This window comes from Pelomonas sp. V22, assembly GCF_030014915.1.
Classification (GTDB): domain Bacteria; phylum Pseudomonadota; class Gammaproteobacteria; order Burkholderiales; family Burkholderiaceae_C; genus JAUASW01.
Map to the genome: position 1 here is coordinate 90,963 of NZ_JAGIXS010000007.1, position 13,784 is coordinate 104,746.

Below are 13,784 nucleotides of genomic sequence, written 5' to 3' on the forward strand. Positions count from 1 at the left end.
GGCTCCTTGCCGCTGATCGCACCAAGCCCCCTCGATGCGCGCCCTGATCCTCGTCCTCTTGCTGCTGCTGACCGGTTTGCCAGCCGGGGCGCAGCGCATGCCCATGCCCGAGGGCGCGCCGACCAGCTCTGGCGACCGTGCCACCACGGCGCAGCTGGCCCTCTCCAGCTGGAGCCACGAGGAACTGCGCGAATGGTGGGCCGCCCTGCGCTCGCTCGATGGCACGCCCGGCCAGCTGCCGACGCGGCTGCAACCCCCCGCCGACCCAGCAGCCTGGCATCCAGTCACCTTGCCCGACGTGCGCACGCGCGGCCCGGCCACGGGCCTGAGCGAGGCCGAGCCGCGTTTCCAGATGCGCTGGTACCGCCTGCGCTATGTGGCGCCGCAAGGCCGCTGGCCGACCAGCGTGGCGCTCTACATGCCGCGCCTGGTGACCATGGCGGCGGCCGTGCTGGTCAAGACCGATGAAGGCTGGCGCCCGGTGTTCGACAACCAGGCCGGTGCGCGCGAGCAATGGGTGAGGCCGCTGTGGGCCGTGGTGCCGGCGGCCCTGACCGAGCACCGCCAGGACCAGATGATCGAGATGGTCGTGGCCGTGCCGGTGCTGCGCGACAGCTTCTATTCGGTCTCCAGCGTCTGGCTGGGCGCGCGCGAGGACCTGGAGCCGCGCTACGACACGCGCTGGGCCCTGCAGATCGGCGTGCCCCAGGCCACCGGCCTGACCCTGGTCATCCTCGGCCTGTTCGCCATCTCGCTCTGGGTGCGCCGCCGCCAGGAGCCGGCCTATCTGCTGTTTGCCCTGGCCACCGTGGCCTGGTTGGTGCGCAACCTGCACTACCACCTGGACCTGCCGCGCACCCATGCCGGCCTTGAATGGTTCTGGTGGGCCACCCATGCCTCGATGTCCTGGGTGATGCTGCTGACCTTCCTGTTCGCGCTGCGCTTTGCCCGCCAGCAGTATCCGAAGTTCGAGCGCGCGGTGGCGGCCTTCGTGGTGGTCTCCAGCCTGCTGACCATGCCCTTTGTATCGCTGCTGAGCGACCCGGTGGTGCTGCAGCACATCGTCAACGCGGTGGTCGGCGGCCTGGGCACGCTCTTCGTCGGCGGCGTGGCCCTGCGCGGCGGCAGCCGCGAGCTGCGCCTGATCGCGATCAGCCTCTTGCTCGGCCTGGTGCTGGGCCTGCACGACCTGGCCTTGCTGGCCGGCTGGGCCTGGCCCGAGCACATCTACCTGATGCCGTTTGCCACCCTGGTCATCGTCGTCTGCTTCCTCTATGCGGTGCAGCGGCGTTATGTGGACGCGCTGGCCCAGGTCGAGGAAGCCAATGCCCAACTGGGGTTGCGCCTGGCCGATCAAGGCGCCGAGTTGCAGGCCCAGCACGACCGGCTGCGCGAGGCCGAGCGCCAGCAGGCCCTGCTGGTCGAGCGCCAGCGCCTGATGCAGGACATGCACGACGGCCTGGGCTCATCGCTGCTCTCCGCCATGGTGGCGGTGGAGCAGGGCAGCATGGACCAGGACAAGGTGGTCGAGGTGCTGCGCGAATGCGTGGACGACCTGCGCCTGGTGATCGACTCGCTGGAGCCGGTGGGCCATGACCTGGTCTCGCTGCTGGCCACCATGCGCTATCGCCTCGGCAAGCGCCTGCAGGCGGGCGGCCTCGTCATGGAATGGGACGTGCAAGACCTGCCCCCGCTGGAGTGGCTGGAGCCGCCTGATGCGCTGCACGTGCTGCGCCTGATGCAGGAGGCGCTGGCCAATGTGCTCAAGCATGCGCGTGCCACGCGGGTGCGCATCTCCACGCGGCACCTGGGCCATGCGGTCGAGATCCGTGTCGAGGACGACGGCGAAGGCTTCGACATCGAGACCGCCCGCCGCGGCCGCGGCCTCAAGAGCCAGCAGCGCCGTGCCCAGCGCCTCGGCGGCCGCGTCACTTTCGAGAGCAGCCTCGGCCACGGCACGCGCATGTGCCTGCGCCTGCCAGTGCAGCGCGCCGAGCCCGCACCCAACCTCAGCAACACCCAGGGTTAAGCGCTATCGCCGACAATCGGGGCATGTTGAAGCAACGCACCCTGAAGTCGCTGACCCGAGCCGTCGGCGTGGGCATACACAGCGGCCAGAAGGTCGAAATGACCCTGCGCCCGGCGGCGCCGGACACCGGCATCGTGTTCCGCCGCGTCGACCTGAACGAGCCGGTCGACATCCCGGTGCGTACCGACACGGTCTGCGACACCCGCATGGCCACCACCATCAGCCCCAACGGCGACCCGAACGGCCCCAAGGTCCAGACCATCGAGCACCTGCTGTCCGCCTGTGCCGGCCTCGGCCTCGACAACCTCTACGTCGACATCAATGCCGACGAGGTGCCGGTGCTGGATGGTTCGGCCGCGAGCTTCGTCTTCCTCCTGCAAAGTGCCGGCATCGAGCTGCAAAACGCGCCCAAGAAGTTCCTGCGGGTCAAGAAGTCCGTGGAAGTGCGCCAGGGCGAGGGCAAGCGCCTGATGTGGGCCAAGCTCGAGCCGCACCACGGCTACACGCTGAACTTCCAGATCGAGTTCGACAACCCAGCCGTCTCGGCCACCGGTCAGCAATACACCTTCGACATGGGCTCGGGCCAGTACAAGCGCGAGATCGCGCGTGCCCGCACCTTCGGCATGACCAGCGACATCGAGGTCATGCGCAGCCGTGGCCTCACCCTGGGCGGCGCGATGGACAACGCCATCGTCGTGGACGACTACCGCGTGCTCAATGCCGACGGCCTCCGCTACGACGACGAATTCGTCAAGCACAAGATCCTCGACGCCATCGGCGACATGCAGGTTGCTGGTCATCCGCTGCTGGCGGCCTACACCTCGTTCAAGGGCGGCCATGCTTTGAACAACAAGCTGCTGCGCGCGCTGCTGGCTGACAGCGAAGCCTGGGAGCTGGTCAGCTTCCAGGACGAGAAGCAGGCGCCGCAAGGCTTTGCCGAGCTGGCGCCGGCTTGGTGAGCTGAGGCGCTGCGATGGGGCTGAGCAAGTCGCAATTGGATCGTCTCGGTGAACGATTGCGGCGCGCTGAGGGGATCGAGCCAGCCGATCTGATGCTGCTTGATGAATACAGGCAGTCATTTGCTTTGGCTTCTGAAAGCGTCGTGGGGCGGATTCGAATGAGCCTAGGCATCGAGCCGACCGTCCGTCCTGCCAAGTCGACCCAGGCCATCATCGACAAGTTGCGCCGTGAGAAATCTCGACTCAGCCGTATTCAGGACATCGCTGGCTGTCGGATCCTGGTTGACTCCATCGTTGACCAGGACCGATTGCTGGGTTCGCTACGTTCAATGTTCCCGAGCGTTGACTTGAAAGATCGTCGCCAGACTCCGAGTCATGGCTACAGGGCCGTCCATCTGATCGTCTCTGATACCGACCGCTGGGTCGAGGTCCAGGTTCGGACGGAACTGCAGCATCGATGGGCTACGCTGTCCGAGAAATTGGCTGACGTCTACGGCCATGAAATCAAGTACGGTCAGGGTGATCAGCAGTTGCTGGAGCAACTTGCCGGGCTATCGGCCATGCAAGCGGAGATAGAGCGGGCGGAAAGACTGGCTGAGGCCTACCGCCGACGCGTGGATGGAGGGGACGCCGCGCTGCCTCAGGCGCTGAACGCCTTGCGCGAACAACTGCAGCACAATGTGGCGGCTGGGAAGGCGGCGTACCAACAATGGATTCGGCAACTGTTGGCTGAATCCGGAGATGAACGATGATTTTCTTGGTGGAATACGACCGAAGCTCGAGTTCGCTGATTCGCTGTGAACCCTTTGCAGACTTGCATCGGGCGCAGGCGGAGAAAGCTCGCTTGGATCTTGAACTGCAGCTGTTGTCGCAAGGCATTCTTCGCGAAGTCGTCATTCTTGAAGCGGCAGACGAGCAGGGGCTGCGGCGTACACATGGACGGTACTTCGAGTCCTTGCCGCGAATTCTCACAGCCGAACTCGTCGAAACCGCTACTGCGAGCGACAGCTGCGACGCGGTCGTCACACGCGCCGCCCACTGACCCATGGCCATCGCCCGTCTCCTCATCGGCCTGCTGCTCTTCGCTGCCGTCGTCAGCTTCGCGCTGTTCATCGCCACCGGCCAGCAGCGCTGGCGGCGGCTGGGCCTGGTGATCGTCAAATGGACGGTGCTGGCCGGCCTCGGTTTCTTCGGCGTGCTCATCCTCGAGCGGCTCGCGATCCTGCTCTGACGGGCTGCCTGCGGGTTTGTGCTGGCCGGGTTTGTGCCAGGTCTTGCGTGCGAAATTCGCACGGATTCCCATGGCTTGTGCGGATCTTCACCAGACATGTTTCAGGGACATGATCTGGCCGGGATTCGGCAGCCAACTCGTGAATTTGTGCGCAGCTTTCCGCCCCTAGACTGGCCTTCCTTCAATAGGAATGACCTGACATGAACAAGCCGGGCGATGGGATGGGCCGAGAGGGTGCTGGAGTGGAGCGCTTGCCGTTCCAGGTGAGGATTGCCACACGCAGTGAGTTGGACGACGTCGTGCGTCTGCGCTCGTCGGCCTATGGCCGGCATCTGCCCGAGATGGGCCAGCGCCTGGCCCAGCCCGAGGCGGCCGACTTCGACCTCGGCTGTGAGGTCTTCATCGCCGTGTCCAAGCTGGATGGCAGCCTGCTCGGCACGCTGCGCACCCATGCCAATGCCCTGGAACCGCTGCCGCTGGAAGCCTCGCTGGCGCTGCCGGAGCGCTTCCAGCACCACCGCCTGGTCGAGGCGACGCGCCTGAGCATCCAGGCCGGTACCAATGCCTCGCTGGTGCGGAACGCCCTGTTCAAGGCCTTCTACCAATACTGCCTGGGCCAGCGCATCGACTGGATGGTGCTGACCGGCCGCAAGCCCATCGATCGCATCTACGACGGCCTGCTGTTCACCGACGTCGGCGAGACCGGCGCCTACCACCCGATGGCCCACATCGGTGGCGTGCCGCACCGGGTGATGAGCCTGAGCGTGCCCGGCGCCGAGCCGCTGTGGCGTGAAGCCCAGCATCCGCTCTACGAGTTCACGGTCAAGACCTGGCACCCGGACATCGACCTGTCGGGCGTGCGCGACCTCTCCAGCGCCTGGAGCGGCGAGCAGGCCACGCGCCAGAGCAGCACGGCACGCCGCCTGCAGGCCTTGCTGCCGCTGCAGTTCAAGGTCGCCTGACGAGAGTCATGGAAGACGCGGCCTCCCGGCTGCGTCCGCCCATCAGTGCAGCAGGCTGGCGAGCAGCGGGTCGCTGCGCTCGCGCTCGGGGAACAGCGGAATCGTCTGCTGGTCGCGGGTCTGCAACTGGCGCACGAAGGCGTAGATCTCAGGGTCTTCGATGAAGTCGGCCGTTGAGCGCGCCTGCAGGATGCGTTCCGGCGTGACCGGGCGGCTGATGCCATAGCCCTGCGCATAGTCCACGCCTGCAGCCACCAGGGCCTTGAGGATGGGGAGGTTCTCGGCGTACTCGCCGATGGACTTCATGCCGAGGTTGCTGACCAGGCCGCCGAGAGCGCCGAGGATGGCCATGCCGGACGGGTTGTTGGCCGCGTCCTTCACCAGCGAGCCGTCGAGCTTGAGCGCATCGACACTGAGGCCCTTCAGATAGCCGAACGAGGAATAGCCGGCGCCGAAGTCGTCCAGCGCCACCTTGACGCCAAGGTCGCGGGCACGGTCGATGAAGCGCTGCATGTGGGCCATGTCGGTCAGCGCCACGGTCTCGGTGATTTCGATGCAGATGCGCGCGACGGCGGCCTTGTGGCGTTCGAACAGGCGGAACAGCTCCTCGACAAAGGCCTCGTCGTTCAGCGAGCTGCCCGACAGATTGACCCCGACGAACTGCGTGTTGGCCAGCTGCGCCGCGTGGGCTTCCAGCCAGGCGATCACGGTGGACACCACCCAGTGATCGATGATGGAACTCTTGCCGTGGGCCTCGGCCGCTTCGATGATGACCGGCGCCGGCACGATTTCGCCATTGGGCTTGCGCATGCGCAAGAGCACTTCGAAATTGAGCGAGTCGAAGGGCCGCGACAGTGACAGCTCCGGCTGCATCAGGAGGAACAGGCCTTCGGGCGTCTCGCCGCGCTCCAGGCAGCTGATCAGGGCCAGCTCTTCCTTGTGGTGCTTGAAGAAGGTGTCGCCGCCCTCCATCACCACGAGGCGCTCGGTCGGCTTCTTTTTGGCCATGCGGCACAGCGTGTCGGCCGCCGAGACCACTTCCTTCAGAGCGGCGCCGCCAAAGCTCTCAGCTGCCACCAGGCCACCGGAGACGCTGAGCGCAAAGCGCTGCACATCGATCTGGAACGGTGCCGAGGAGATCAGGGCCAGGATGTTCTGGCAGCGCTGCGAGGCCTCGTTGATGGACGCTTCGGGGAAGGCCACGACGAACTCGTCGCCGCCCACGCGGGCCAGCAGGTCGTGCGGACCGAGCTGGGTGCGGATGCGCTCGCAGACCTGCTTCAGCACGGCGTCGCCGGCCGAGTGGCCGTAGAGGTCGTTGATCAGCTTGAAGCGGTCCAGGTCGAAATAGGCCAGCGTGCGTGGCGGTGCTTGCGCGCGCTCGAACTTGCGCGAGAGGCCGCGCAGGTTCAGGCATTCGGTCAGTGGATCATGGTTGACCAGGAATTCCAGCCGCGTGGTGGCGCGCACGCGCTCGGTGATGTCCTGCAGCGAGCCTTCGATGATGCGGCCGTCAGAGGTCGAGGCCTTGATGGCGCACCAGTACTCGCCGCCACCGGGCTGGCACAGCCGCGCCTGCAGGTCGAAGGACGAAGCCTGGCCGGCACTGTGCAGGGCGCCGAAGGCCAGCACCACATCGGACTCGAACAACTCGCTGAGGCTGAGCGCCCCATCCAGCCCCACGGTGGCCAGCATGGCTTTGAAGGCCGGGTTGGAGCTGGCGATCACATGGCCATCGTGCACAGTGAACAGGCCGATCGGAGAGTCGTTGTAGGCGGCCTTCAGCGTCTGCTGAGCCAGCTCACGCTTGCGGCGGTCCGAGCGCATGTGTTCGGCCACGGCGGCCGATGCGAGCAGGGCCGAGGCCAGGGCGGCGGTCACGCTGTTGAGGCCGCCCATCAAGAGCTTCTGGTCCATGGCGGCGGCCAGGATCTCGCTCAGCGTGGCGAGCAAGGCCACGGCCAGCGAGGAGGCGTACCACATGGCCGCGCGGGAGCGGGTGCGCTTGACGATCAGGACGATGCAGGGCAGGGCGATGGCGAACTGCAGGCCCGAAGCCGCCCACAGGATGGGCAGGATCTGCTCGTAGCTCAGCACCAGGCACAGGCCCATGATCACCACGGTGCTGATCTGCTGCCCGACCAGCAGCGCCTGCGCGCCGATCTGCTGCAGTGACTTCTTGAACAGCTGGCCGTAAACGGCCACCGTGGTCACGTAATAGAGGCACAGCGTCCATTGGCGGATCGGTGTCAGCCATTCGGGGCGCAGCGGCAGGCCGAAGAAGCTGAAGTCGGCGCCGGCTGACAGCAGGGCCATGCGCAGGCTCACCGCCAGCCAGGCCACGAAAGCCCAGTAGAGCTTGCTGCTGTTGATCGCGGCAGCGAGGGCCATCGACACCGCCAGCAGGCCGAGGCCCGCCTCGATCATCGTGGCGGTCTTCTGATGCTGGGCGTGGGCGGCTTGCAGGTCCTGCGCCACCCAGGCGGTGGCGGTGATCTTGGCCGGCCCCCGGAAGGCGGCGCGGCACAGCAGCCTGGCCTCGCTGCGGTCGGCATCCAAGGTCAATGCGAAACCGCCACGCACAGGCTCCATCTGGCCGGCACTCATGCTGCGGTTGGCTTCGCCGATCAATTGGCCGCTCTGTTCGTCCCAGCAGCGCATGTCCATGGCGTGGCGGGAAGGGAATTCCACCGACCAGGCCTTGTTGCGCGTGGGCGCCGTGGCGCTGACGCGCAGCCAGAAGGGCTGGGTCGAGCGATGCACATCCATCGAGGCTTGCTGCGGCCGCTCGGCCAGGCGTTCGCGCACATAGGGCAGGTCATGCTGCAGATCGCGACGCAGCTCGGCGGGTTCTTCCCAGGCCGACAGGGTCAGGGCTTGCCCCCCGGCCGGTTCCGGCCGGCTCAAATGCCAGAGACCGGTGAGAACGGCAAGGACGAGCACCACCACCGGGAACAACCGGGAGGTGACGGAGTTGAGCAAGCCTTCGATGAAATCGCGGAACATAAGGTGCACGTAGGGCGAGTCAAGCCGACCCGCCTTTTTGCGTGAGTTCGCACCTTATCGGTCATGTGCTACTGCCGATGCAGGGGGGTGGGGAATGTTCGGCATGCAAGCGTGACAAGCTTCACCGAATCCCCGGAACCCGGTGCGGCAGCCGCCCGGGTTTTTGCGTCAAGCAGACGTTCTCAAGCAAACGCTGGGCCGCTCCCGAGTTCGCTTGACCCCCACGGGGGACCTGGCGCGCCGCGCCAGGTCTGGGGGCCCTTTACTCTTCCAGTGCCTGCAGCGCGACCAGGCGCTGATAGATGCCGCCTTCATGCGCCAGCAGCTGCTGATGCGTGCCACGTTCGGCCAGCCGGCCGTGGTTCAGGACGATGATCTGGTCGGCCTCGCGGATGGTCGAGAGCCGGTGTGCGATGGCCACGATGGTGACCCGCCCGCGCAGCGCCTGCAGCGCTTCGCCGACCAGGGCCTCGGTGGCGCTGTCGATGTTGGAGGTGGCCTCGTCCAGGAACAAAAGCGTCGGTGCGCCGGCCAGGGCCCGGGCCATGGCGATCAACTGCTTCTGGCCAGTGGAGACGCGCGCGCCGCCTTCGCCCAGCAGCGTGTCCCAGCCCTGCGGCAGGCTGGCGATGAAGCCGTCCACGCGGGCCGCGCGGGCCGCGTCGCGCAATTCGTCCTCGGCGATGCCGCGACCCATGTCGATGTTCTCGCGCACGCTGGCCGCCATCAGATAGGGCTCCTGCGGCACCAGGCCCACGGCGGCGCGGAAAGCGGCGTCGGGCACTGCGGCGAGCGGCTGGCCGTCGATGCGGATGCTGCCTTGCTGGGCTTCATAAAAGCGCAGCAAGAGCGACAGCAGGGTGGACTTGCCGCTGCCGGTGTGGCCCACGATGCCGACGAAGCTGCCGGGTTCTATCTTGAGGTTCAGCTCATGCAGCACCGGATGCGCCGGGTCGTAGCCGAAGCGCAGGCCCTCGATCTCGATGCCGCCGCGCGTGATCTGCCCGCCTTCTGCACCAAGCTTGGCCGCCTCGGCCTCGCGCAGGAGCGTGCGCACGCGCGAGGCCGCCACCATCGACTGCTGCAGCTGGCCGAACTGCAGCGTGATCTGTATCAGCGGGTCGACGACGCGCGAGATGTAGCTGAGGAAGGCGTAGAGCAGGCCGACCTCGATGCCCGACAGGTCGCGCTGGCCAAAGCCGTAGATCACGGTCACCAGCAAGAGCACATTCAAGAGGTCCAGCGCCGGGCGCAAGAGCCAGGCATTGGCGCGCAGCTCGGCCACGCGGGCGCCCCAGTGGCGCTGGTTCAGCTCGGCGAAGCGGGCCGCAAAGCGTGGCGCCGCGCCGGCCGACTGCAGCACGGCCATGCCAGCCATGCTCTCGGCCATCTGGGCATTGATGTCGCTGCGCAGCGCGCGCTGCTCGGCCACGGCCGGTGCGCTCCAGCGCTGGTAGAGCCAGATGATGATCACGACCGAGGGCACGAGAGCCAGCACGATCAGCATCAGCCGCCAATCCAGCCAGGCCATGGCGGCGATGGAGCCGATCACCACGATGCCCGAGTCCAGCATCACATAGAGCACCTGGCGGTAGAGCTGGTTGACCGCTTCGCTGTCGTTGGTGACGCGGCTGACCAGGGCGCCGGTGATGGCCTTGTCGAAGAAGGCCATCGGCAGGGCCAGCACATGGGCATAGACCTTCTCGCGCAGCCGCAGCACCGAGCGTCGCGCCACGCCGGCCATGCGGGCCAGCTGCAGATAGCGTATCCAGCAGGCGGCCCAGCCGCTCAGCAGCACGGCGGCCAAGAGGCCCGCCATGGCCTCGATGTCGAAATTGCCCGGCAGCAGGTAGGCGTCGATGTAGTGCTTGCCGAGGGCCGGGCCAGCGGCTTCCATCGCGGCGGCAGCGATCAGCCAGATGAAACCGCCGACGAGTTGCGGCCGCTCGGGCCGCGCCGCTTCCAGCAAGAGGCCGATGGAGGCCCAGGGGCTCTCCGCCTTGGCCTCGACTTCAGGCTTCTGCGTCAAGGCTGGCCTCCAGTTGTTGATAGCGCCATTGCGCTGCGTACCAGCCCTGCAGCTCGAGCAGCTCGGCATGCGTGCCGCGTTCGGTGATGCGGCCGTGGCGCAGCACGACGATGCGGTCGGCGTCCATCACCGCGCTCAGGCGGTGGCTGACGATGATCACGCTCCGGCCTTGTCTTTGCTCACGCAGATGCTCGAGGATCTGCGTCTCGGTGCCGGTGTCGACCGCCGACAGTGCATCGTCCAGCATCAAGAGCGGCGCTCGTGCCAGCAGCGCACGGGCAATGGCCACGCGCTGGCGTTGGCCACCCGACAGCGTCACGCCGCGCTCGCCGACCAGGGTCTCATAGCCCTGCGGCAGGCGGGCGATGTCGTCGTGAACGGCGGCGAGGCGGGCCGCTTCCTCGATCTCTTCGCGCGTGGCCCCCGGGCGGGCCAGGGCGATGTTGTCGGCAATCGTGGCCGAGAACAGGATGGGCTCCTGCGGCACCCAGGCCAGGGTCTCGCGCAGCGCCGCGAGGCTGAACTCGGGCAAGGCCTGACCCCCGAGCGAGATGCTGCCCTGGGCCGGCTCGAACTGGCGCAAGAGCAGGCGCACCAGGGTCGACTTGCCGGCGCCGGTGGGTCCCACGATGCCGAGCGTCTGGCCGGCCGGCAGCGTGATCGAGACGTCCTCGAGGGCCGCGCGCTCGCTGCCGGGGTAGCTGAAGCGCAGGTCGCGCAAGGCCAGGCGCATCTCCGCGGGCTTGCCGGCCGTGCCGTGGTCGGCGAGGCTCAGGGGCTCGTCCAGCATGGGTGCAAGGCGGCCCCAGGCGGCGCGGCCGCGCTCGATCAGCGAGAGCACCCAGCCGGCGGCGAACATCGGCCAGATCAGCTGACCGAGGTACATCGTGAAGGCGGTCAGTTGGCCGATGGACAGTTCCTTGTGGGCCACCAGCCAGCCGCCGAGGCCGAGTGCAATGGCCAGCGCGGCGCTCAGCGTCATGCCCACGGCCGGCTCGTAGGCCGCCTCCCAGCGCTGCGCACGGAAGCCTGCCTCGCCGGCGCTGTCGGCCAGGGCCATGAACTGGCGCTCGCTGCGTTCGACGAGGCCGAGCGCCCGCACGGTGCGCACGCCGGCCAGGTTCTCCTGCACATGCTGGTTCAGCGCCGAGAAGCGCTCCAGCGACTGCTTCCAGGCCTGGTGCACATGCTCGGAGATGCGCCAGAACGCGAGGGCCATCAAGGGGAAGGGCAGCAGCGCGGCAAGGCCGAGGCGCCAGTCCACGCCGAGGGTCATCATCGCGATCACCAGCACCAGGGTCAGCGAGCCGTCGAAGGCGGCCAGCATGGCTTCGCCGGCGGCGAGTTCCACCGCATCGACGTCGTTGGTGGCCAGGGCCATCAGGTCGCCGGTGCGCTTGCTCTGGAAGAAGGCCGGCCCCTGCAGCGCGAGGCGCTCGTAGAGGCGGATGCGCAGCTCGCGCCCCAGCTTGTAGGCGGTGCTGAACAGTGCCAGCCGCCAGCCCACGCGCAGGCCGTAGATGGCCAGGCCGGCGGCGATCAGCTCGGCCAGTTCGAGCAGCAGCCTCGGGCCGGCAATGCGACCGGCCACCATGCCGTCGACCACCTGGCCCACCTGACGCGGTATCCACACGGTCAGCACCGCGATCGTGGCCAGCATGGCCGCTGCGGCGAGGTACTTGGGCCAGTGCCGGCGCACAAAGCCGGCGAGCATCTTGGAAAGCGTCATGGAGGCGGCGATTCTAGGAGCGAGCCTCGGCAGACGCTGGGCCGCCCTTGTCTTTCCTATTCGGTGACGGCGGTCTCGACCAACTGCGCCAGCAGAGTCAGCGACTGTTGCCAGCCCATGTAGCAGGCCTCGGGCGGGATCATGGCCGGGATGCCTTCCTGCACCACGTGCATCTCGACGCCGCAGAACACGGCGCGAAGCGTGACCGTGGTCTGCATGGTGCCGGGCAGGTTGGGGTCGTCGAAGACCGCCGTGTAGCGCAGCTTCTCGCCCGGTACCAGCTCCAGGTACTCGCCGCCGAAGGCATGGCTTTGCTGGTTGGCGTGGTTGGTGAAGCTCATGCGATAGCGGCCGCCGACCTTGGCATCCATCTGATGGACCGTGCCGGTGAAACCATGTGGGGGCAGCCACTTGGCCATCGCCGCGGCGTTGAGGAAGGCGCGGTAGACGCGATCCGGCGTGGCGGCGAGGATGCGATGCAGGCGGATGGTGTGGGTGCTGGACATGCGGTGCTTTCTTTCAAGCCGAGGACGACCCTCTGCAGACACGACGGCCGACGATACGTGAATTCGACAGCGGCCGGTGCTAGTCTTGCGGCGCCGCTGTCGCGGCCGCGAAGAGGAGGGCTTATGAGCCAGGGATTCGGCATGGAAACCCCGTCCAAGCACCATCAGACGGTGCTGCGCAAGGCCGCTCGCTACCTGGTGCTGATCGATTCCGGCGGCTATGCGGTGGCGCGCCTCTTTCTCGAAAGCCGCGAACAGGTCGCCGAGTTCGACGGTGCAACGGAAGAGACCAACTCGATGATCAGCGGCCTCACGGCCACCCATGGTGCCAGCGGCACCGAATGGGACAAAGCCCTGGCCGGCCACAGCGCCGAGGAGCGCGCGGCGGCGGAGGTGTTTGAACTGAAGGTCTAGTTAGCGCGCGGCGGCTCAGCCGAGCTCTATGGCCTCGGCCCAGTCCTGCACCAGGGCCTCGATCAGGCCATGGTCCAGGCCAGGTTCCAGTTCCTCGGCGCTGGCGTGTTCGCCGGTCATGCGTGGCGCCAGTCCCTCGTCGGTCTCGGTCCACTGGAAACGCTGCTCGCAGGACGGGCAGGCCAGGTGGTCACCCCGGCGCGCCTGGCGCGGGCGCACCAGGATGGGCCCGCAGACCGGGCAGGGCTGCAGCGGAATGCCGTCGTCGCTGTGGCCGACGATGGCGTCGAACTCGCCGGCGCGGCCCATGCGCACAAAGATCGCGCCGAGGCGCTGGTCAAACTGCTGGCCGAGCGCGCCCTCGATGATGTCCAGGGCCTTCGCCGTGGGCATGCCTTTGCGGTAGGGACGGGTGCTGGTCATCGCGTCGAAGGCGTCGCAGAGGCCGATCAGGCGGGCATCGTGAGGAATCTCTTCGCCCTGCAGGCCCGAGGGGTAGCCGCGGCCATCGGGCATCTCGTGGTGGTGATGGATGGCATCGACCACCAGGCCGGCCAGCGGATGGCCGGCCAGCATGCGCGCACCAACCCGAGGATGGGTCTTGATCAGCGCGAACTCCTCGTCGCTCAGGCGCCCGGGCTTGCGCAGCACGGCATCGGGGATGCCGACCTTGCCCAGGTCGTGCAGGAAGCCGGCCATGGCGATGCGGCTGGCTTCGCGCGGCGTGCTGCCGGACTCGAGGGCCAGCAGGTGCGCCATGCGCGCGACGCGCCACAGGTGGCCGCCGGTGTAGGGGTCGCGGGCCTCGACCATCCAGGCCGAGACCAGCAGGCTGGCCAGCAGCGCCTGGCGCTGGCTGACCAGTTGTTGGCGCAGCGCCTGTACTTCATTCGATGGCAGTTGGATTTCGTTCATTCTT

At 67.3% G+C, this 13,784-nt stretch carries 12 protein-coding genes; 7 read left to right on the top strand and 5 right to left on the bottom strand.

The features are described from left to right. Positions 1 to 34 precede the first annotated feature (34 nt). The 6 genes from J7U46_RS19730 to J7U46_RS19755 all read left to right on the top strand — a co-directional run bounded on the left by J7U46_RS19730 (position 35) and on the right by J7U46_RS19755 (position 5,181). Positions 35 to 2,029: a sensor histidine kinase gene (locus tag J7U46_RS19730; protein ID WP_282828899.1), complete on the top strand. Its 1,995-nt coding sequence runs from the start codon at positions 35 to 37 to the stop codon at positions 2,027 to 2,029. A 23-nt stretch (positions 2,030 to 2,052) separates the two neighbouring features. Continuing rightward, a complete protein-coding gene (gene lpxC / locus J7U46_RS19735; protein ID WP_282828900.1) occupies positions 2,053 to 2,988 on the top strand; it encodes a UDP-3-O-acyl-N-acetylglucosamine deacetylase in 936 nt (311 codons plus the stop codon). A 14-nt stretch (positions 2,989 to 3,002) separates the two neighbouring features. Then, positions 3,003 to 3,740: a hypothetical protein gene (locus J7U46_RS19740; protein WP_282828901.1), complete on the top strand. Its 738-nt coding sequence runs from the start codon at positions 3,003 to 3,005 to the stop codon at positions 3,738 to 3,740. Beyond that, positions 3,737 to 4,030, top strand: a complete 294-nt coding sequence (locus J7U46_RS19745; protein WP_282828902.1) for a hypothetical protein — start codon at positions 3,737 to 3,739, stop codon at positions 4,028 to 4,030. Before J7U46_RS19740 ends, J7U46_RS19745 begins: the two co-directional genes overlap by 4 nt. 3 nt (positions 4,031 to 4,033) lie before the next feature. Beyond that, entirely contained in the window at positions 4,034 to 4,219 is a 186-nt protein-coding gene (locus J7U46_RS19750) for a hypothetical protein (RefSeq protein WP_282828903.1), read from the top strand. 200 nt (positions 4,220 to 4,419) lie between these two features. Beyond that, on the top strand, positions 4,420 to 5,181 hold the full coding sequence (locus J7U46_RS19755) for a hypothetical protein (RefSeq protein WP_282828904.1): 762 nt from the start codon (positions 4,420 to 4,422) through the stop codon (positions 5,179 to 5,181). Positions 5,182 to 5,223: 42 nt separating this feature from the next. Here J7U46_RS19755 and J7U46_RS19760 read toward each other — a convergent pair whose 3' ends face one another. From J7U46_RS19760 to J7U46_RS19775, 4 genes are all read right to left on the bottom strand, one after another. Further along, the gene (locus tag J7U46_RS19760) at positions 5,224 to 8,187 is read right to left on the bottom strand and encodes an EAL domain-containing protein (RefSeq protein WP_282828905.1); all 2,964 of its coding nucleotides are present in this window, start codon (positions 8,185 to 8,187) and stop codon (positions 5,224 to 5,226) included. A 262-nt stretch (positions 8,188 to 8,449) separates the two neighbouring features. Continuing rightward, complete coding sequence (locus J7U46_RS19765; protein ID WP_282828906.1) at positions 8,450 to 10,216, bottom strand: ABC transporter ATP-binding protein; 1,767 nt, start codon at positions 10,214 to 10,216, stop codon at positions 8,450 to 8,452. Next, on the bottom strand, positions 10,200 to 11,945 hold the full coding sequence (locus tag J7U46_RS19770) for an ABC transporter transmembrane domain-containing protein (RefSeq protein WP_282828907.1): 1,746 nt from the start codon (positions 11,943 to 11,945) through the stop codon (positions 10,200 to 10,202). The genes J7U46_RS19765 and J7U46_RS19770 overlap by 17 nt, the downstream gene beginning before the upstream one ends. A 56-nt stretch (positions 11,946 to 12,001) precedes the next feature. Further along, on the bottom strand, positions 12,002 to 12,451 hold the full coding sequence (locus J7U46_RS19775; RefSeq protein WP_282828908.1) for an SRPBCC family protein: 450 nt from the start codon (positions 12,449 to 12,451) through the stop codon (positions 12,002 to 12,004). 141 nt (positions 12,452 to 12,592) lie between these two features. Between J7U46_RS19775 and J7U46_RS19780 the strand changes: the two genes are divergently transcribed. Next, entirely contained in the window at positions 12,593 to 12,865 is a 273-nt protein-coding gene (locus tag J7U46_RS19780) for a hypothetical protein (protein WP_282828909.1), read from the top strand. Between the two features lie 15 nt (positions 12,866 to 12,880). On the opposite strand, the gene J7U46_RS19785 is transcribed toward J7U46_RS19780, so the two are convergent. Continuing rightward, a complete protein-coding gene (locus J7U46_RS19785) occupies positions 12,881 to 13,780 on the bottom strand; it encodes an HD domain-containing phosphohydrolase (RefSeq protein WP_282828910.1) in 900 nt (299 codons plus the stop codon). Positions 13,781 to 13,784: the final 4 nt, after the last annotated feature.

Excerpts from the sequence above, each read along its gene's own strand:
- J7U46_RS19730 (WP_282828899.1), top strand. The coding sequence starts at position 35 with ATGCGCGCCCTGATCCTCGTCCTCTTGCTGCTGCTGACCGGTTTGCCA.
- lpxC (WP_282828900.1), top strand. The coding sequence starts at position 2,053 with ATGTTGAAGCAACGCACCCTGAAGTCGCTGACCCGAGCCGTCGGCGTG.
- J7U46_RS19740 (WP_282828901.1), top strand. The coding sequence starts at position 3,003 with ATGGGGCTGAGCAAGTCGCAATTGGATCGTCTCGGTGAACGATTGCGG.
- J7U46_RS19745 (WP_282828902.1), top strand. The coding sequence starts at position 3,737 with ATGATTTTCTTGGTGGAATACGACCGAAGCTCGAGTTCGCTGATTCGC.
- J7U46_RS19750 (WP_282828903.1), top strand. The coding sequence starts at position 4,034 with ATGGCCATCGCCCGTCTCCTCATCGGCCTGCTGCTCTTCGCTGCCGTC.
- J7U46_RS19755 (WP_282828904.1), top strand. The coding sequence starts at position 4,420 with ATGAACAAGCCGGGCGATGGGATGGGCCGAGAGGGTGCTGGAGTGGAG.
- J7U46_RS19760 (WP_282828905.1), bottom strand. The coding sequence starts at position 8,187 with ATGTTCCGCGATTTCATCGAAGGCTTGCTCAACTCCGTCACCTCCCGG.
- J7U46_RS19770 (WP_282828907.1), bottom strand. The coding sequence starts at position 11,945 with ATGACGCTTTCCAAGATGCTCGCCGGCTTTGTGCGCCGGCACTGGCCC.
- J7U46_RS19775 (WP_282828908.1), bottom strand. The coding sequence starts at position 12,451 with ATGTCCAGCACCCACACCATCCGCCTGCATCGCATCCTCGCCGCCACG.
- J7U46_RS19780 (WP_282828909.1), top strand. The coding sequence starts at position 12,593 with ATGGAAACCCCGTCCAAGCACCATCAGACGGTGCTGCGCAAGGCCGCT.
- J7U46_RS19785 (WP_282828910.1), bottom strand. The coding sequence starts at position 13,780 with ATGAACGAAATCCAACTGCCATCGAATGAAGTACAGGCGCTGCGCCAA.